The 17,756-nt window shown below is 69.9% G+C and carries 18 protein-coding genes; 14 read left to right on the forward strand and 4 right to left on the reverse strand.

Going from position 1 to position 17,756, the window contains the following annotated elements; genetic code table 11:
- Positions 1-3 precede the first annotated feature (3 nt).
- Complete coding sequence (locus ATL45_RS27110) at positions 4-1,362, forward strand: nucleotide sugar dehydrogenase (protein ID WP_246025569.1); 1,359 nt, start codon at positions 4-6, stop codon at positions 1,360-1,362.
- Between the two features lie 186 nt (positions 1,363-1,548).
- Here ATL45_RS27110 and ATL45_RS27115 read toward each other — a convergent pair whose 3' ends face one another.
- Genes ATL45_RS27115 through ATL45_RS27125 form a run of 3 tightly spaced genes read right to left on the reverse strand, consistent with a single transcriptional unit; the run spans position 1,549 to position 5,071 of the window.
- Entirely contained in the window at positions 1,549-2,883 is a 1,335-nt protein-coding gene (locus ATL45_RS27115; RefSeq protein WP_093149271.1) for an MFS transporter, read from the reverse strand.
- Positions 2,884-2,931: 48 nt separating this feature from the next.
- The gene (locus tag ATL45_RS27120) at positions 2,932-3,936 is read right to left on the reverse strand and encodes a PDR/VanB family oxidoreductase (RefSeq protein ID WP_093149267.1); all 1,005 of its coding nucleotides are present in this window, start codon (positions 3,934-3,936) and stop codon (positions 2,932-2,934) included.
- 1 nt (position 3,937) lies between these two features.
- Entirely contained in the window at positions 3,938-5,071 is a 1,134-nt protein-coding gene (locus ATL45_RS27125) for an aromatic ring-hydroxylating dioxygenase subunit alpha (protein WP_093149263.1), read from the reverse strand.
- A gap of 107 nt (positions 5,072-5,178) precedes the next feature.
- On the opposite strand from ATL45_RS27125, the gene ATL45_RS27130 reads away from it, so the two are divergent.
- A complete protein-coding gene (locus ATL45_RS27130; protein WP_093149258.1) occupies positions 5,179-5,763 on the forward strand; it encodes a PadR family transcriptional regulator in 585 nt (194 codons plus the stop codon).
- A 401-nt stretch (positions 5,764-6,164) separates the two neighbouring features.
- Positions 6,165-6,698: a MarR family winged helix-turn-helix transcriptional regulator gene (locus tag ATL45_RS27135; protein WP_246025570.1), complete on the forward strand. Its 534-nt coding sequence runs from the start codon at positions 6,165-6,167 to the stop codon at positions 6,696-6,698.
- A 46-nt stretch (positions 6,699-6,744) separates the two neighbouring features.
- Here the strand turns inward: ATL45_RS27135 and ATL45_RS27140 are convergent, their stop codons facing one another.
- Positions 6,745-8,223: an aldehyde dehydrogenase gene (locus ATL45_RS27140; protein WP_093149255.1), complete on the reverse strand. Its 1,479-nt coding sequence runs from the start codon at positions 8,221-8,223 to the stop codon at positions 6,745-6,747.
- A 221-nt stretch (positions 8,224-8,444) separates the two neighbouring features.
- On the opposite strand from ATL45_RS27140, the gene ATL45_RS27145 reads away from it, so the two are divergent.
- From ATL45_RS27145 to ATL45_RS27195, 11 genes are all read left to right on the forward strand, one after another.
- Entirely contained in the window at positions 8,445-8,966 is a 522-nt protein-coding gene (locus ATL45_RS27145; RefSeq protein WP_093149251.1) for a cupin domain-containing protein, read from the forward strand.
- A 31-nt stretch (positions 8,967-8,997) separates the two neighbouring features.
- A complete protein-coding gene (locus ATL45_RS27150) occupies positions 8,998-9,933 on the forward strand; it encodes a PDR/VanB family oxidoreductase (RefSeq protein WP_093149246.1) in 936 nt (311 codons plus the stop codon).
- A gap of 62 nt (positions 9,934-9,995) precedes the next feature.
- Positions 9,996-10,220, forward strand: a complete 225-nt coding sequence (locus tag ATL45_RS27155) for a recombinase-like helix-turn-helix domain-containing protein (protein WP_093149242.1) — start codon at positions 9,996-9,998, stop codon at positions 10,218-10,220.
- Positions 10,221-10,225: 5 nt separating this feature from the next.
- Complete coding sequence (locus ATL45_RS27160; protein ID WP_093149239.1) at positions 10,226-11,272, forward strand: Rieske 2Fe-2S domain-containing protein; 1,047 nt, start codon at positions 10,226-10,228, stop codon at positions 11,270-11,272.
- A 41-nt stretch (positions 11,273-11,313) separates the two neighbouring features.
- Positions 11,314-12,222 carry a VOC family protein gene (locus ATL45_RS27165; RefSeq protein ID WP_246025571.1) on the forward strand — a complete coding sequence of 303 codons (909 nt, stop codon included), beginning with the start codon at positions 11,314-11,316 and terminating at the stop codon, positions 12,220-12,222.
- Positions 12,219-13,001: an aspartate dehydrogenase domain-containing protein gene (locus ATL45_RS27170; protein ID WP_246025572.1), complete on the forward strand. Its 783-nt coding sequence runs from the start codon at positions 12,219-12,221 to the stop codon at positions 12,999-13,001. Before ATL45_RS27165 ends, ATL45_RS27170 begins: the two co-directional genes overlap by 4 nt.
- Positions 12,998-13,795: an alpha/beta fold hydrolase gene (locus tag ATL45_RS27175; protein WP_093149234.1), complete on the forward strand. Its 798-nt coding sequence runs from the start codon at positions 12,998-13,000 to the stop codon at positions 13,793-13,795. Before ATL45_RS27170 ends, ATL45_RS27175 begins: the two co-directional genes overlap by 4 nt.
- Positions 13,792-14,541: a 3-oxoacyl-ACP reductase family protein gene (locus ATL45_RS27180; protein ID WP_246025573.1), complete on the forward strand. Its 750-nt coding sequence runs from the start codon at positions 13,792-13,794 to the stop codon at positions 14,539-14,541. The genes ATL45_RS27175 and ATL45_RS27180 overlap by 4 nt, the downstream gene beginning before the upstream one ends.
- Positions 14,542-14,553: 12 nt before the next feature.
- The gene (locus tag ATL45_RS27185; protein WP_093149232.1) at positions 14,554-15,330 is read left to right on the forward strand and encodes an SDR family oxidoreductase; all 777 of its coding nucleotides are present in this window, start codon (positions 14,554-14,556) and stop codon (positions 15,328-15,330) included.
- A 28-nt stretch (positions 15,331-15,358) separates the two neighbouring features.
- On the forward strand, positions 15,359-16,990 hold the full coding sequence (locus ATL45_RS27190; protein WP_093149229.1) for a thiamine pyrophosphate-binding protein: 1,632 nt from the start codon (positions 15,359-15,361) through the stop codon (positions 16,988-16,990).
- Positions 16,991-17,002: 12 nt separating this feature from the next.
- Positions 17,003-17,683 carry a dienelactone hydrolase family protein gene (locus tag ATL45_RS27195; RefSeq protein WP_093149225.1) on the forward strand — a complete coding sequence of 227 codons (681 nt, stop codon included), beginning with the start codon at positions 17,003-17,005 and terminating at the stop codon, positions 17,681-17,683.
- The last annotated feature ends 73 nt before the right edge of the window (positions 17,684-17,756 follow it).

A 17,756-nucleotide genomic window follows, 5' to 3' on the forward strand; every position in this document is an offset into this window, starting at 1 on the left:
CTCATGCAGCGAGATGGCCGAACGGCCGTGGGAACGAAGCGTGCCGTCGCATTTCCACGAACGGACGGATGCAGGAGAAGTCCGGAAGAGGCGATCGGAATCCCCGGTTCACGAGTTGTCGTCGTCGGCCAGGGCTACGTGGGCCTTCCGGTCGCCATGCGCGCCTGCGAGGCAGGATTTGACGTCGTCGGTCTTGACATCGACGAGGACCGCATCGATCTGCTCCAGAGGGGCAAGTCCTTCATCGACGACGTGGACGACGAGCGACTCGCGGCGGCTCTGGCGACGGGCCGGTACGTGCCAACCAGCGATCACGCCGAACTGCGTGGATTCGACTTCGCTTCGGTGTGCGTACCTACTCCACTGCACGACGGCGCACCGGACCTGCGGTACATTGAGAAGGCTGCCCGTGTGTTGTCCACGCACATCTCGACCGGCTGCTGCGTAGTGCTCGAGTCCACCACCTACCCGGGTACCACGGAGGAAATATTCGTACCGATCCTGGAGGCCGGTTCAGGACTGCGCGCGGGTGCCGACTTTCACGTCGGTTACAGTCCAGAACGCATCGACCCGAGCAACCCGACCTGGAAGTTCCACAACACGCCCAAGATCGTTTCCGGTGTGGACGCGGAATCGCTGCGCGTCGTCCGACACTTCTACGACCAGCTGGTGGAGGTGACCGTTCCAGTTCCAGGCACTCGGGAGGCGGAACTTGCAAAGCTTCTGGAGAACACCTTCCGGCACATCAACATCGCGTTGGTCAATGAACTCGCGGTGTTCGCGCACGGACTCGGCGTGGACGTGTGGTCAGTCCTCGATGCGGCGGCCAGCAAACCGTTCGGGTTCATGCGCTTCTCGCCCGGCCCCGGTGTCGGCGGGCACTGCCTGCCAATCGACCCCTCCTACTTGTCCTGGCAGGTGAGGCGTTCCCTGGGACAGGAGTTCCGATTGGTCGACGTCGCCAACGACATCAACGAACACATGCCGGATTATGTCGTCGCACGTGCCACGGAACACCTGAATCGGCGCCGGAAGTCCGTGAACAGCAGCGACGTCCTGCTGATCGGGTTGACCTACAAGCCGAACTCCGGTGACGCACGCAACTCCCCGTCGATGGCCGTGGCAGAGCGCCTTGACCGGCTCGGCGCCAACCTTCGCGCGGTCGACCCTCTTATCGACCCGGACGAAGTTCCGTCCCACGTACGGCTAGTGGGGTTCGATGCCGACCAGATTTCCCAGTCTGACCTGATAATCGTGCTGACCGACCACGACATGCTCGACTGGGCGCTGCTGGAGCGCTACGCCGACCGCGTGCTGGACACCCGCAACCGGCTCCGCTCACCGCAGGTGGAACGGTTTTGACCAACTCCGCGACACGAACAGAGCCCTCACATCCAACACAGGGGCGGAGACGACCCATGACATGATGAGGAGCACGACGATCTTGTGGACCTGATATGGGTCAGGGTGGATTGGGCGGTCGGCAGCGGGAGCTGCGGGCCGACCGGAGAACCCGGTCGGCCCGAGCGCGAGGAGACCGAGCAGGGGTCAGGCGGCGAGTGCCTCGTTCGGCGTGCGGGCGGATTCGGGGTCGTACCGGCGCAGGCTGACCAGGACGAGCGCGCAGAGAGCGACCACCACGGCGGCACCGACGTAGAGTTGCGTCGCGGAAGCACCTGCGTCCTTGAGCATGCCGGCGACGGTCGGGGACAGGATGGCGCCGATGCGTCCCATCCCGAGTGCCCAGCCCATGCCGACGCTGCGGATGTTGGCCGGGTAGAGCGGCGGGCCGACGGTGTAGGCACCGGCGATGCAGCCGTTGATCAGAGCGCCGACGATGACGCCGATGCCGACCCCGAGCCACAGGGTCGAGGCGGTGACGATGAAGACGATCATCATCGCGGCCGAGAACAGGGAGAACCCGATCAGCACCACGCGCGGCGCGCGCACTCGGGCGGCGACGCCGTAGAGGACCGAGCCGACTGTGCCGCCGATCGAGATCGCCATCCCGGCAGTCACCGCGGCGCCTTCGGAGAGGCCTTCCTCGACCAGGAGCGTGGGGGTCCAGCTGTTGACGAAGTAGAAGCCGAACATGATCGTGATGAGGACCAGCCAGAGCAGGATCGTCGGGGTCAGGAGCTGCTTGAGCCATCCTGAGCCGGCCCGTTCGGTGGCCGTCCGCGTGGCGGCCGCCTCGTCGAGGTCGGCGTCCGTGACAGCCTCCACCCGCATCCGGGCCAGCGTCCGGTTGATCCGCTCCAGCGCGCCGCTCGGACGGCGCTGCTCGAGGAAGGCGACCGACTCGGGCAGGACGACGGCGATCACGATCAAGGCGAGCAGGGTCCCGGCACCGCCGGCGTAGAAGACGATTCGCCAGTCTCCGCCCACGGTGGCCTTCGCGACCAGGCTGGCCGCGGTGGCCCCGATCCCGTACCCGGCGGTGTAGATGCCGATGGCGAGACCGCGGTTCTTGGAGTTGGAGAACTCGCTGGCGATCACGTTGGTGCTGGCCAGGACGCCGCCGACACCGATGCCGGTGATGAGGCGGAAGAGGCCCATCACCGTCACCGACGATGCCGCCGCCGCGCCGAACATGCCGATCGTGCCGAGGGTGAGGCTGATCAGGATCAGCGGGCGTCGACCGATGAGGTCGGCGAAGGGGGCGAGCAGCATCGAGCCGATCGCCATCCCGATCAGACCTACTGAGACCAGCAGGCCGAACTCCGAGCCGCTGAGCGCGAACTCCTCGGTGACCGACGGCCCGGTGAAGGCGACTGCCATGACGTCGAAGCCGTCCAGGCAGTTCATGAAGGTGCAGAGCGCGACGATCAACCATTGGTAGCCGCTCATCGGTGCCTGCGAGATGCGTGCGGTGACGTTCATGGGTCTCCAGGTGGTGAGGGATCCGTGCGGACCCTGTGGTGCACCGGCTCAGGTGAGGCGGAGGGAGAGGACAGCGGGATCTCCCGAGCCGCTGCCGGATGCCACTGCTCGGGAGACGCAGAGGCACAACCTGTTCGAGCGCTCCTTCTGGGAATCGCTCAGGAAGACGTCGCGGTGGTCGATGGTGCCGGTGGAGTCGACCACCTTCGCCAGGCACAGCCCGCACTCGCCCTTGCGGCAGTCCGAGAGCGTGTCGACTCCGGCCGCCTCGAGGGCGTCGAGGATCGAGGTGTCGGGTGCGACGACGATCTCCCGGTCGAGGTCGGGGAGGCGTACCAGGAACTCCTCGGCCTGGTGCTGACCGCCGGAACCGAATGTCTCGAAGCGCAGGTTGGTCGTCGGCAGGTCGTGCTCGGCCCAGCGCCGCGAGATGGCGTTCATGAGCCCGATCGGGCCGCACATGTAGAGCTCGGTGCCCGCAGCGGCGGGTGTCCGGGCGATACCGGCGACGAGGTCCTCCACCGCCAGCGAGGTGCCCTCGTCGTCGACGTGGACGCGGACGCGGTCGCCGTGCTCGGCGACCAGATCGTCGAGGTAGGCCATCGCGGCGCGGCTGCGTCCGACGAGCACCAGCTGGTAGTCGGCACCGCGCCGGCGCAGCGCGGAGGCCATGGCCACCAGCGCGGTGACGCCGATGCCGCCGGCGACGAGCACGTAGCGGGTCGCGCCGACCGCGAGCGGGAAGTTCTGCAGCGGCCCGGTGACCCCCAGGTCGTCCCCGACCCGCAATCGGTGCATCGCGGCCGAGCCGCCGGATGAGGTGGGGGAGAGCCGCACGCTGAGCGTCAGCCTGCGGCCGCCGTCCTCGGAGCGCACCACGGAGTAGGAGCGGACCCGGCGGGCGTCGTCCCCGATCTGGACGTCGATGTGCGTGCCGGGCGCGGCGTGCTCGGGCTGCTCGGGGGCCAGGACGATGCGGCGGATGCCGTCGGCGACGTCGGAGACCTCGACCACCTGGGCCCGCTGCCAGCGGGTCTGTGCCTGCACCGCCATCTCAGGCCCCCTGACCGGCGTCCGCCGCGGAGGAGGGGCGTCCCTCGGCCGCGAGCATGCGCTCGAGGATCTGGCGCACCCACATCCCGCCGGCGTCGATGTTGAGGCTGTAGAACTCGTGCTCGGGATTGGCGTCGATGGCGCGCTGCTGGGCGCGCAGCATCTCCTCGTCCTCGCCGAAGACCCCGTGCACCGCCTGGCGCAGCTGGGTCGTGATGGTCTGGCTGTCCAGCCGGTAGTTGCGCATGAACGCCCAGAAGTAGTGGGAGGTGCGATGGGTCTCGGGTGTGATCGTGTTCATCACGTACCCGTTGACGCCCTGGCTGCGATCCCCTTCGGGCGCACCCGTACCCGCCTTCGCCACACCGACGTCGATGCGGATCGTGCCCGGCGCTTCGAAGTGGATGATCTGCCAGCGGTCGACCTTGCCGGAGAAGTCCGGGAACTTGTCCCGCATGTTCTTCAGCCAGAACGGTGGGGCGTCGATGTCGCGCATCCACCGGCTGACGGTCACCGTGTTGCCCTCGTGGGTCACGTCGAACTCGGCCTCGGACAGCTCTTCCTGGCCGATGCTCGAGGAGTGCACGAACTCCTCGTGGGTGAGGTCCATGAGGTTGTCGAGGATGAGCTGGTAGTTGCAGTCGGCGTGGATCGTCTCGCCGTCGCCGGCCCAGGCGGGGTCGTCCATCTGGTGCATGTCGGGCACCGCGGTCGGGTCGGCCAGGTCCGGATCGCCGACCCAGACCCAGACGTACCGGTAACGTTCGACGACCGGGTAGGAGGGGACCATCGCGCTGGGGTTGATCGTCTCCTGCGCGGGCATTCCGGTGCAGCGACCCGCCGCGTTGTAGCGCAGGCCGTGGTAGGGGCACTGCAGCTCGTCGCCCAGGACCTTGCCCTTCGACAGCGGCGCGAGCCGGTGCCAGCAGGCGTCCGCGAGAGCGACCGCGCGGCCTTCTGCGTTGCGCCACAACGCCAGCGGCACCCCGGCGACCGTGCGGGCCAGCGGCTGCTTGCCGGTGACCTCGTGGTCCCAGGCAGCGACGTACCAGGCTTTGCGGGGGTGGTTGAAGATCTTCGCGGCAGCGGTGGTCGGTGGCGCGGTGTCCGTTTCGGGGGAGGCAGTGCTGAGCAAGAGAACTCCCTATGAAGATAGGTATGTGTTGCGCGGGTCACAATCTAACTATGGATATAGTTAGTTGGCAATGATCGGTAGCTTGGGAGTTCGGAGGGGGAGGTGTCGTGTCGCTGCGTTACGCGCTGATCGCGCTCCTCACCGGTCGTCCGATGACCGGGTACGACATCTCGAAGAGCTTCAGCCGCTCGGTGGCCCACGTCTGGCACGCCCCGGACTCGCAGATCTACCCCGAGCTCAATCGGATGGAGCGAGACGGGCTGCTCACCTCGGTCGAGGTGCCCTGGGGCAAGAAGGGGACGAAGAAGGAGTACCACGTCACCGACGCGGGCCTCACCGACTTCCGGGAGTGGATGGAGTCCCCGCTGGCGCCTCAGCGGCAGCGCGACCCGGCGTACCTGAAGGCGGCTTACTTCGACTTCGCCGACCCCGCGTCGGTGCGTGAGCAGCTCCGGCAGCAGCAGGCGTACTGGGAGGAGCAGTTGAGCATGCTCGAGGGCACGCGGGCTGCGCTCGTCGACCGCACCCATCCCACCCTGGCGGCCCGCCTGCCCAAGCTGACCGAGCGCGAGGCCGAGTTCGCGGTGCGCTACAAGGTGTACGCCTACGACGGCCTCATCGCCCGCGCCCGCACCGAACTGAATTGGATCGCGGACGGTTTCGCCCTCGTCGACGAGCTGTACGGCTCCTGACTCAGCGCACTCACGTCCACACTGGACCCACCGTCCTCGATGACGCCGCCTGCGGGAACCGCTTCCCCGGCTTGACGACCATCAACGGACCGGGTTCATGCCGAGCTCGTCGGAGATGCTCGGTATGTAGAGCGGTTCGAGGTACTTGATGGAGTACGACCGCTGGCCGACGCGCAGAGCCTTGCGCACCACGGCGTGCAGGTCGACGATCCGGCCGCTGCGGAGCAGTTCGCGTGCGTGTCCGTCCGATCAGCCGATTCATCCAGCCGGCGAGTATCCGCGGTGGCGCGTTTTCCCACCCGCGTCCGGCCATGCCGTCCGAGCTGGGGAACTGGGTGTATTACCTTAGTGTTGTTATTCTTAGTGCTTCTTGTTCGTTGAGTTCTGGGTGGTGAGTGCGGGTGGTTCGGCGCAGCCGGTCCCGGCCGGACGCGGTCGACTTCATGCTGGCGGAGTGGCGGCGCGAGGTCCCGGACGTCGATGCCTCCGGGATGGCGGTGTTCGGTCGTCTGCACCGCGCCTTCCACCGCTACCAGGACCAGCTGAACCGGCTCTTCCACTCGTACGACCTGACCATGGCCGGGTTCGGCATCCTCGCTTCGCTGCGCCGGGCGGGCAGCCCGTACCGGCGCACTGCCGGTGAGCTCGCCGACGCCGCGCTGGTGACCACCGGTGGTATCACTCAACGCGTCGACAAGCTCGAAGCCGCCGGTCTGGTGCGGCGGGAACGCGACGCCGGGGACCGGCGGGCCGTCTACGTGCAGTTGACCGAGAAGGGTCTCGCCTTCGCCGACGAGGTCGCCGCGGCGCACTTCGCCAACGAGCGCGACATGCTCAGCGGTCTGTCCGCCACGGAGCAGGAGCGCCTCGCCGACCTGCTCAGCCGGCTCGAAGCGTCGCTGGACCACGCGGAGGCCAAGCGCGCGGGGGAGTGAACCTTCCCGGCGCGCGAAACCGAGGAGGAGCACTCGCCCGCGCGGGTCACCGGGCCCAGGGGAGCGGGGCCTCGTCGAGGCCCCAGTAGAGGCTCTTCTGGCGGGTGTAGCGCAGGATCGCGTCGCGGCCCTTGTCGGTGCCGACACCACTGGCCTTCATCCCGCTGAACGGCGTGGCGATGCTGAACTGCTTGTAGGTGTTGATCCACACGGTGCCCGCGTCGATGCGCCGGGCCACCCGCCAGGCCCGCCGGTAGTCCCGGGTCCAGATCCCGCAGGCGAGGCCGTAGATCGTGTCGTTGGCCTGAGCGATCAGCTCGTCCTCGTCGCGGTAGGGCAGCACCACGCCGACCGGGCCGAAGATCTCCTCCTGGCACGTGCGCGCGTCGTTGCTCAGCCCGTCCAGCAGGGTCGGCAGGTAGTACGCGCCGCCGGTCAGTTCCGGGGCATCGGGGATCCGGCCGCCGCACAGGACGTTCGCGCCCTCCTCGCGGGCCCGGTCCACCATCGCCGCCACCCGGTCCCGGTGCGCGAAGGTGACCAGCGGGCCGACCTGGCTGGCCGGGTCGGTGCCCGGGCCGACCCGGAGTCGCTGCGCCCCGGCGACCAGGCGCTCGACGAACTCGCCGTAGACCGGCTCGGGCACGAAGATCCGGGAACCGGCGATGCAGCTCTGCCCGCTGGAGGAGAAGATCCCGAACAGGATCCCGGCGGCTGCCTGGTCCAGGTCGGCGTCGTCGAACACGATCGTCGGGGACTTCCCGCCGAGTTCGCTGGTCAGCGGCATGAACTTGTCCGCGGCGAGGTGCCCGACGGCGCGGCCGGTGTTGGTCCCGCCGGTGAAGGACACCTTGCCCACCGCCGGGTGCCGGACGATCGCATCCCCGACCACCGATCCCTTGCCGGGCAGGACCGACAGGAGTGCTGGAGGCAGCCCCGCCTCGACCGTCAGCCGGGCGAGTGCGAGGGACACCAGAGGTGTGGCTTCGGCGGGCTTGAGCAGCACCGCGTTTCCGGCGGCGAGCGCTGGCGCGATCTTCTGCGCATCGCTGGCGATGGGGGAGTTCCACGGGGTGATCGCGCCGACCACGCCGATCGGTTCGGGCACGCTCATGGTCAGGTACGGACCGCGCTGCGGGCTCAGTGGGGTTTCGGTGGTCTCCAACGCAGCGGCGTAGAACTGGAAGGTTCCGGCCGCGCTGCTCGCCAGCGCGCGCGTCTCGGCCCGGGTCTTGCCGGTGTTGCGGGTCTGCAGTTCGGCCAGCTCGTCGGCGTGGCGGTCGATCAGGTCTCCGATCCGGACGAGGAATCGGGCGCGTTCGTGCGGGAGCAGATCCCGCCAGGAGGGCGCCGCTGCGGCGGTCGCTCCAGCGCGGGCCGCTTCGTCGACGTCCGCCGGCGAGGCCGCGGTGAGCTTCGCGATCACATCGCCGTTGGCCGGGTCGATGCACTCCAGCGGGGTGCCGCGACCGCGCCGCCAGCGACCCGCGACGGGGATCTCGTCAGGGATCGGAAGGGTTCTCATGATGCACCTCCGGCATCTGATGGGGATGACTAGATACCTTATTGCTAAGTCAACCCCTGGGTTGCGCTGCGCGTGGGAGATCTCCGGAACTCGGCGGTGACCAGGGGAAACAAGCCGCCGCTTGCGGAAGTTTGGCGCCGGGGGTTGCGCGTGTCGCAGCGGAATGCTCATACTGCTCAACGCTTAAACACTTACTGCTAAAAGGAATTGGAGGTTGAGCGATGTCCGCTGCACACGCCGAGGCCCGCACCGACCTGGACGCCCTCATCGACTCCTGCATCGCCTCGCGGGAGAGCCGGCACGAGGACTGGGACACGCTCGCGTTCCAGGCCAAGGCCGGTGATGAGTTCCGCCGGGCGCAGATTCGCTACATCGGCTCCGGTGCCACCGGCAACCACGAGGGCGACAGCCGGACGCTGCCCTCGGAGCACTTCACCTTCTCCAACATGCGGCTGCCCGCGGGCGCGATCGGACCGGAGCACACCCACCACGACGTGGAGGAGGTGTTCTTCGTGCTGGAGGGTCAGCTGGAGGTCGGCGTCCACGACGTCGAGGACGGCACCAAGACCGCGACCCGCGTGCTCGGCTACCGCGACCTGATCCGGGTTCCCGCCGGGGTGCCGCGCAGCCTGAAGGCCATCGGCGACACCGACGCGCTGTTCTGCGTGGTGATCGGGGCGCAGAAGCCGCAGCTGCCGACGTATCCGGCTACCTCGCCGGTGCACGGCGTCACGCGAGACTGAACCGCTTCGAGGAAGACCCGGGGTGAGGAGCATGGCGCACGCGGTTCGAGTGCACAGCACGACGTGGCTCGCGTCGGGAGTGGTGCAGGTGGAGTTCCGGGACCCGGCGGGAACCGACTTGCCGGCGTGGGAACCGGGAGCGCACCTGGCGCTGCGGCTGGGCAACGGGATGACGCGGGAGTACTCGTTGTGCGGTGACCCGGCCGACCGGCGCAGCTGGACGGTGGCGGTGCTGCGCGAGCCGAACTCGCGCGGCGGCAGCAGCTGGGTGCACGAGCGGTTGACCGCGGGAACCCTGCTGGAGGTCGACGGGCCGCGCAACAACTTCCCGCTGGAACCGGCCGAGCGCCATCTCCTCATCGCGGGCGGCATCGGCGTGACCCCGATCCTGGCGATGGCCGGGCGACTCGCCGAACGCGGCGCGGACTGGCGGATGATCTACTGCGGGCGCTCGCGGGAGAGCATGGCGTTCCTGCCGCAGCTGCGGGAGATGGGCGACCGGGTCCGGATCCACGCCGACGACGAGCACGGCGGCCCGCCCGACCTGTGCGCCGAACTGGGCGCGGTGGCCGCGGGGGAGCTGGTGTACTGCTGCGGGCCGGAACCTCTGATCAGCGCGGTGGAATCGGCGCTGCCCGATCCGTCGGCGCTGCGCGTCGAGCGCTTCCGCGCGCCGGAACCGATCGCGTCCACTCCGGATGGTGCGTTCGAGGTCGTGTGCGAGACCTCCGGCGTCCGCGTTCCGGTCGGTCCGGGCACTTCGGTGCTGGATGCCCTGGCCGAGGCCGGGATCCAGGTGCCGAACTCCTGCCAGGAGGGTGTCTGCGGGACGTGCGAGACCAAGGTCCTCGGCGGCGAGCCGGAGCACCGCGACCACGTGCTCAGCCCGGCCGAGCGCGAGACCGGCGACACCATGATGATCTGCGTTTCCCGTTGCCGCTCGGGCGAACTCGTGCTGGATCTGTGACTGCCGCACCGCGTTGTCGTCCCGGCTCGATGCTGCGCGGGAACAGTGGAGGAGAAACTGACATGCCGTTGAACCTGGAGCCGGTGCAGAGCCGGTTTCGGCCCACCACGAGCTACGAAGAGGCCTTCGCCGATGAACTCGAGGCGATCTACGGCCGAGGCGTGCACGACCTGCCCGGCGTCGTCGCAGCGCTGAACGAGACCGGGGTCCGGCCGGCCGACGGCGCGGAGTGGACAGAGGAATCGTTCACCCGCGAGATCGCCCGGCTCGGCGCGAGGGAGGACTGACCGCGATGACCAATTCGCTGCACACCGAAGACGGTCTGCTCACCCTGGGCGTGCGCGACCGGTGGTATGCGTTGTGCCCGTCGCGGCAGGTCCGCCCCGGCGAGCTGACCCGCATCGACCGCGCGGGTGAGGAACTGCTGTTGTGGAGGGACTCCTCCGGGGTGGTGCACGTGCAGGAGGACCGCTGCCCGCACCGCGCGGCGCGGTTGTCGCTCGGCGTGCACATGGGCGACCGGATCGCGTGCAACTACCACGGGGTGCAGCTGGACGGCGATGGTGTGGTCGCGTCTGTGCCGGGGAGTCCGGGATGCGCGCTGGAGGGGCGCAAGGCGTTGCGCACCTTCCCCGCTCGAGAACACGCGGGCGCGATCTTCGCGTGGTTCGGGGCCGATGAGGACGCCGAGCCCGCACCGCTGCGGGTGCCGGAGCCGATCTCCGGTGGTGACTGGGACGACTTCCTCTGCTACGTCGAGTGGGACTGCTCCTACCTGCTGTCGGTGGACAACCTGATGGACCCGATGCACGGGGCCTTCCTGCACCGCAACAGCCACACCATGTTCAGCGGGAAGCGGGAGGCGGTGTTCCAGATCCGCGACACCGACACCGGGTTCGTCTTCGAGAAGACCGACCAGCGGGGCGTGAACTTCGACTGGTCGGAGTGGGTGGACACCGGGGGCCTGCAGTCGGTCACCCTGGACATCCCGTACCCGGCGACCGCCGGTCCGGGCGGGCCGTTCACCATCGTCGCCTGCGTGACCGCGATCAACGAGCACCAGCACGCCGGGTTCTTCTGGCGCTGCCGGAAGGTCCGGGGCTGGGAGCGGGACAGCTGGCGGTTCCTCTACAAGAACCGGCTGGAGGCGCGGCACTGGCAGGTGCTCGAGCAGGACCGGGCGATGGCCGAGGCGATGCCGGCCGACGCCTGGGCCCGGGAGAACCTCTACCAGCACGACATCGCGCTGGTCCGGCTGCGCCGGATGCTGCGCGCCGAGGCCAAGCGGCAGGCCGCGTCCCGCGCCGAGCGTCGCCCCGCCCGTGCCGCCGCCCGCTGATGGGAGTCAGAACGATGCGATTGCCGGACAACGGACCAGTGGTGAAGCTCCGATCGCTGCGGGCGGTCAGCCTGCGCACCGAACGCTTCGCCGAGGCCGCTGAGTTCTACCACGAGATCTGGGGCCTGACCCCGGTGGAGACCGACCGGGACGCCGCGTGGTTGCGCGGAACCGGGCCCGAGCACCACATCGTCGAGCTGCGGCAGGCCGAGCGCAACGGGCTGGGCAAGATCGCCTTCGCGGTCGGCACGCCAACCGAGATCGACGCGGCAGGCAAGCGGTTGGCCGAGCTGGGGATCCCGATGCTCGCCGACCCCGGGCCGCTGGAGCAGATCGGCGGCGGCTACGGGCTGCGGTTCGTCGACCCGGAAGGACGGTTGATCGAGCTGTCCTGCGACGTGGAAGCGGTGGTGGCGAAGGATCCCGACGGGTTGCCCGCAGTGCCGCGGAAGGTGGCGCACGTCGTGCTCAACACCGTCGACATCGATGCCGCCTGCGAGTTCTACACGCGGGTGCTCGGAATGCGGATCTCGGACTGGTCCGAGCACCAGATGGCGTTCCTACGCTGCAACTCCGACCACCACGTGATCGCCTTCAACCAGGCGCAGTGGACCTCGGTGAACCACGTGGCCTACGAGATGCCATCGATGGACCACTTCATGCGCGGCATCGGGCGGCTCAAGCACAACGGCATCACGCCGCTGTGGGGGCCGGGACGGCACGGACCCGGCTCGAACACCTTCTCCTACTTCGCCGATCCGGCCGGGCTGGTCTGCGAGTACACCTCCGACGTCGCGCAGGTCGAGGAGGACGCGTGGCTGTGCCGGGTGTGGCGGCGCACCGCGGAGCTTTCCGACCAGTGGGGGACCGCCGGTCCGCCGTCGAAGGACGCCCGCGCGCACATGGCGGGCACCCCCGACCCCGGCTACCGGGAGCTGGTGCAGCCGTGAAGGTGGCGATCCTCGGCTGCGGCGCGATCGGCGGCGTCGTGGCCCGCAGCCTGCGTGACGGAGAGGTGCCCGGCGCGGAGCTCGTCGGTGTCGTGCACGCCGGGCCGACCGACCCGCCCGACCTGCCGGTGCTGGGCATCGAAGCGGCGACCGAGCAGGCGGACCTGGTCGTCGAGTGCGCCGGCCAGCGCGCGCTCGCCGAGCTCGGACCGTCCATCGTCGCCTCCGGCGCGGACCTGCTGGTGGTGTCCGTGGGCGCGCTGGCCGACGATGCGCTGCTGACGAAGCTGCGCGATACCGGCCCGGGGACGTTGCACCTGTGCAGCGGCGCTGTCGGAGGGCTGGACGTGCTGGCCGCGGCGGCTCGGGAGGGCGGGCTGTCGGCGGTTCGGATCGTCACCACCAAGAAGGCACCGACGCTGGTGCAGAGGTGGATGGACGCCGAGCAGCAGGAGCGGATCCGCTCCACCGCCGAACCGGTGGAGCTGATGCGCGGTCCGGCGCGCGAGGTCACCGCGGCGTTCCCGGCCTCGGCGAACGTCGCGGCCTCGGTGGCGTTGGCGGTGGAGGACTGGGACCTGGTTGAAGCCACCGTCGTCGCCGACCCGAACGCCCCGCTGACCAGCCACGTCATCACCGCCGAAGGTGGTTCGGGCGACTACCGGTTCGAGATCCGCAACCACCCCTCGCCGGGCAACCCGGCCACCAGCGGCGTGGTCCCGCACGCGGTGCTCGCCGCCGTTGCCAAGCTGGCCCGCCCGACCGGGGCGTTCGCATGATCCGCCGACGAGTGTCCGATGTGGATGTTCTGGACGCGGGGAAGGGCACGCCGCTGGTCCTGTTGCACGGGATCGGCGGAGCGGCTGAGGCGTTCCACGCACAGCTGACCGGACTGGCCGATGCGCACCGGGTCATCGCCTGGGACGCCCCGGGCTACGGCGGCTCACCCGACCTGCCCGGGGAACCTGAGCTGGACGCCTACGCCGATGCGGTCGTGTCCGTGCTGCGCGGGCTGGACGCTGAACCAGCGCACCTGCTCGGAGTGTCGTGGGGAGGTGTGATCGCCACCCGCGTGGCGCTGAAGGCGCCCGAGTCGTTGCGGTCGCTGGTCCTGGCCGACTCCTCGCGCGGATCCGGCCGCACCGACCGCGGACGGGCAGCGATGAGCGCGCGGGTCGGCGAACTCCGCAGGCGCGGGCCCGCCGAGTTCGCCGCGCTGCGCAGTCCGCGCTTGGCGGCGCCGGGCGCGGATCCGGCGGTCGTCGAGCAGATCGTGGCGCTGATGTCGCGGGTGCGGATGCCCGGCTACGGCAATGCCGCGCGGGTGATGGCCACGACCGACCACTCCGCCCAGCTGGCGCTGATCACCACGCCGACCCTGGTGGTCGTCGGCGAGCAGGACCAGGTGACCGGGGTGGCCGAGAGCCGCGCGCTGGCCGACGGGATCCCGGACGCCCGGATCGTCGAGATCGGCGGTGCCGGGCACGCCGCGAACCAGGAGAGACCGGCTGAGTTCAACGCCGCGGTGCGGGAGTTCCTGACCGAGATCGACACCCGTGGAGGTGTTCTGTGACGCTGACCGGACGACTGGTCGTGGTCACCGGCGCAGGGCGGGGCCTGGGCCTGGCCATCGCGCACGACCTCGCCGGAGCGGGCGCCCACGTCGTGCTGGCCGAGCGCAACCCGGACCTCGCCGCCGGCGCTGCCGCCGAGCTCGGCGAGCACGGCGTTCCGGTGCACCGGGTGGACACCGACGTGTCCTGCCCGGACTCGGTGCAGCGGCTCGCCGACCGGGTCGCCGAACTCGGTGGCGCCTACGGCGTGGTCAACAACGCCGCGCTGGCCGACGGTGTCGGCGGCAAGTACTTCTACGACATCGAGCCCGACGAGTTCGACCGGATCATGTCGGTGAACCTGCGCGGCACCTGGCTGGTGTCCAAGGCGCTGTACCCGCAGCTGCGCGCCGGGGGAGAAGGCCGCATCCTCAACGTCGCCTCGGACGTCGCGTTCTACGGCCCGCCCCGTCTGATGCACTACGTGGCGTCCAAGGGCGCGATCGTGGCCATGACCAGGGCGATGGCCCGCGATGCCGGGCGGGACGGCATCACCGTGAACGCCGTGGCGCCCGGCATCACCGAGTGCGAAGCGACCCGGGCGGTTCCGGGTGAACGACACGAGCTCTACCGGATCAACCGCGCGCTGGAGCGCGCGCAGCAGCCCGAGGACCTCGTCGGCGCGGTGCGGTTTCTGCTGTCGGACGCCGCGGCCTACATCACCGGCCAGACCTTGCTCGTCGACGGTGGATTCGTGTGCAGATAGGAGGACGAAGACATGGACCTCGGTCTGACCGGTCGCACCGTCGTGGTGACCGGTGCGAGTTCCGGCGTCGGGCTGGAGACGGCGCGGATGTTGCTCGGCGAGGGCGCCAACGTCGCGGCCTGCGCCCGCGACGGCGACCGGCTCGCACGAGCCTTGGACGGACTGCCTGGCCGCCTGCACACCGGCGCCTGCGATGTGCTCGATGACGTCGCGGTGCGGGAGTTCGTCGAGCAGGCCGCCGAGACGTTCGGCGGGGTGGACGGCGTGGTCAACAACGCCGGCCGCTCGCTGATGGCGCGGTTGGACGAGACCGAACCCCAGCAGTGGCGCGACGAACTGGACCTGAAGATCTTCAGCGTGCTGCACGTGGTCCGCGCCGCGCTGCCGTGGCTGCGGCGTTCGGACGCAGGCGCGGTGGTCAACGTCAACGCGATCCTGGCGCGCCAGCCGGAGGCGCGACTCGCCGCCACCTCGGCGGCCCGCGCCGCACTGCTCAATCTCACCAAGACCCTCGCCGGAGAACTCGCCGCCGACGCCGTCCGCGTCAACTCGGTGTGCCTCGGCCTGATCGACACCGGCCAGTGGCGCCGCCGCCACGAAGCGTCGGGGTCCACTTCGGACTTCGAGGCGTGGAGCGCCGGACTGGCCGCGGACCGCGGCATCCCGCTGGGGCGGCTGGGCAGCGCCGACGAGGTCGCCTACGCGATCGTCGCCCTGCTGTCCCCGCGCGCCTCCTACATCACCGGCTCCGCCCTGGACGTGGGCGGCGGCATCGCCCGTTACGCCTGAGACCCCACCGACCCCGACAAGGACTGCCATGGACCAAGGAACTGGCGGAGACCTGCTCGTGCAGGTCATGCGCGACAACGGCGTCGACACCGCGTTCGGTGTGGTCAGCGTGCACAACCTGCCTCTGGTGGAAGCGGTGAGCCGCGAACTGCGATTCGTGCCGGTTCGCCACGAGGCCGCCGCGGTCAACGCCGCCGACGGCTGCGCCCGCGCCACCGGCGGCCTCGGCGTCGCGATCACCAGCACCGGCACTGGCGCGGGCAACGCGGCCGGGGCGCTGGTCGAGGCCCTGACCGCGGGCAGCCGAGTGCTGCACGTGACCGGCCAGATCGACTCGTGCTACCTCGGACAGGGGCGTGGCGTCATCCACGAGACCCGCGACCAGCTCGGCATGCTCACCGCGGTGTCCAAGCACGCCGCCGCGATCACCTCGGTCGAGGCGGCGGAGGAGGAGCTGCGGCGGGCGGTGCGCAGCGCGGTGAGCCCTCCCCGCGGACCGTCCAGCGTGGAGTGGCCGATCGACCTGCAGTACGCGAAGCACCGATTCGCCCCGGCGGCCTCCGAGCAGGCCGAAGCCACGGCCCCGGTGGACCAGGGCGCGATCCGACGCGCTGCTGAGCTGATCCGAGCCGCGCGGCGGCCGCTGCTGTGGGTCGGAGGTGGTGGCACGCAGGCCGGCGAGGCGTTGCGCGAACTCGCCGAACGCCTGCACGCCGGAGTGCTGACCAGCAACTCCGGACGCGGCAGCCTCCCGGAGGACCACGGGCTGGTCGTCGGCAACTTCGCCACGAACCCGAAGGCGGCACCGATGCTGGCCGAAGCGGACCTGCTGATCTCCGTCGGGACCCACTTCCGCTCCAACGAGACCAAGCACTACGCGCTGGAACTGCCCGAGAAGCACGTGCAGATCGATGTCGACCCCACCGCGATCGGGCGCGTCCACCCCGCGACCGTCGGACTGGTCGGCGCGGCCGACGAGGTGCTCCAACAGCTCAACGCCCAGCTCGACGGCACCCGGACCGACCGCCGCTGGCGGTCCAGGGTCGAGCACGCCCGCACCGAAGTGCGCAATCACCTGCGGGACGCGATCGGGCCCTACGCGCAGATCTGCGACGCGCTGCGCCGGACGCTCCCGGCGGAATCCGTGATCGCGCGGGACGTGACGATCCCGTCCAGCCAGTGGGGCAACCGGCTGCTGGAGATCCACCACCCGAACACCAACATCTTCCCGGTCGGCGGCGGCATCGGCCAAGGGCTCGCCCACGGCATCGGTGCCTCGGTCGGCACCGCCGACGCGCCGACCGTCGTGCTCGTCGGCGATGGCGGGCTTGCGGTTCACCTGGGAGAGCTGGCGACCCTCGCGCAGGAACAACCCTGGCTGGTGCTGGTCGTGTTCAACGACGGCGGCTACGGCGTGCTGCGCAACATGCAGGACAAGCACGTCGGGAGGCGCAGCGGCGTCGACCTGTTCACCCCCGATTTCGGGCGGCTCGCCGATTCCCTGCACCTGCCGCACGCGCTGGTCAACAAGGCCGGATCGTTCGCCGAGGTGTTCGCCAAGGCGGTCGACCACCACGGGCCCTACGTGGTGGAGGTCGATGTCACCGCACTGGAACCGACCCCGGAGCCGTTCGTGCCTCCGGTGCACGTGCCGAGCTGAGGAGCGGCCGCGATGCCGACCGAACTGATCACCGAACACCACCACGCGCACGGGCCGGCCAACCGCGGACGCCGTGTGCTGCGCACGGCAGCGCCGCTGTTCGTCCGCTTCCCGGACACCGCGCCGCGCGCGGCCGCGGTCGTGCTGCACGACATCCACGGGCTGACCGCGCCGGTCGAGGACATGTGCCGGATGCTGGCGCGCTGCGGTTACGTCGCCGTCGCGCCGTTCATGTACTACGAGAACGGCGGTCGCGAGTTCCGGCCCGAGAACGCCGGAACCGCTGAGGCGGCGATGGCGTTGCTGCGGGCCGAAGATCTCGCCGCCGACGTCGCCGGGGCCCTGGGCTATCTGCGCGAACGGGTCGGCGTGCCGTCGCGGTCCACCGGCGTGCTCGGCATCGGAATGGGTGGTCACCTGGCGACTTGGGCCGCCGCTGAGCACGAGTTCGCCGCCGCCGCGGCCTTCGAACCGAGAGGGCTGGAGGAAGCGCCGTGGGCGGGTGCGCCCGCAGTGGGCCGGGCACTGGAACGCCTGCGCACGCCCTGGCTCGGCCTCGCCGCATCCGAGGACCCGCTGTTCGGCTTCCGCGACCGGGCGGGGGAGCTCGGCGACGTGGTCGTACCGCCGCGCGACGGCGAGCTCGGTTGGTGGGACGAGGCGGTGCGGTTCATCGACGCCCGCGTCGGCTGAGCACGATCTCCAAGGGGAATTCCGCAGTTCATCCTCCAGATCCAGGAGGAACGAGCCGGTAGGGGCGACACCT

Source organism: Saccharopolyspora antimicrobica (assembly GCF_003635025.1).
Classification (GTDB): Bacteria; Actinomycetota; Actinomycetes; order Mycobacteriales; family Pseudonocardiaceae; genus Saccharopolyspora; species Saccharopolyspora antimicrobica.

Bases quoted from the DNA above. Each gene is read 5' to 3' on its own strand.
- ATL45_RS27140 (WP_093149255.1), bottom strand. From the start codon at position 8,223: ATGAGAACCCTTCCGATCCCTGACGAGATCCCCGTCGCGGGTCGCTGG.
- ATL45_RS27110 (WP_246025569.1), top strand. From the start codon at position 4: ATGCAGCGAGATGGCCGAACGGCCGTGGGAACGAAGCGTGCCGTCGCA.
- ATL45_RS27145 (WP_093149251.1), top strand. From the start codon at position 8,445: ATGTCCGCTGCACACGCCGAGGCCCGCACCGACCTGGACGCCCTCATC.
- ATL45_RS27160 (WP_093149239.1), top strand. From the start codon at position 10,226: ATGACCAATTCGCTGCACACCGAAGACGGTCTGCTCACCCTGGGCGTG.
- ATL45_RS27190 (WP_093149229.1), top strand. From the start codon at position 15,359: ATGGACCAAGGAACTGGCGGAGACCTGCTCGTGCAGGTCATGCGCGAC.
- ATL45_RS27185 (WP_093149232.1), top strand. From the start codon at position 14,554: ATGGACCTCGGTCTGACCGGTCGCACCGTCGTGGTGACCGGTGCGAGT.
- ATL45_RS27115 (WP_093149271.1), bottom strand. From the start codon at position 2,883: ATGAACGTCACCGCACGCATCTCGCAGGCACCGATGAGCGGCTACCAA.
- ATL45_RS27120 (WP_093149267.1), bottom strand. From the start codon at position 3,936: ATGGCGGTGCAGGCACAGACCCGCTGGCAGCGGGCCCAGGTGGTCGAG.
- ATL45_RS27150 (WP_093149246.1), top strand. From the start codon at position 8,998: ATGGCGCACGCGGTTCGAGTGCACAGCACGACGTGGCTCGCGTCGGGA.
- ATL45_RS27175 (WP_093149234.1), top strand. From the start codon at position 12,998: ATGATCCGCCGACGAGTGTCCGATGTGGATGTTCTGGACGCGGGGAAG.
- ATL45_RS27195 (WP_093149225.1), top strand. From the start codon at position 17,003: ATGCCGACCGAACTGATCACCGAACACCACCACGCGCACGGGCCGGCC.
- ATL45_RS27155 (WP_093149242.1), top strand. From the start codon at position 9,996: ATGCCGTTGAACCTGGAGCCGGTGCAGAGCCGGTTTCGGCCCACCACG.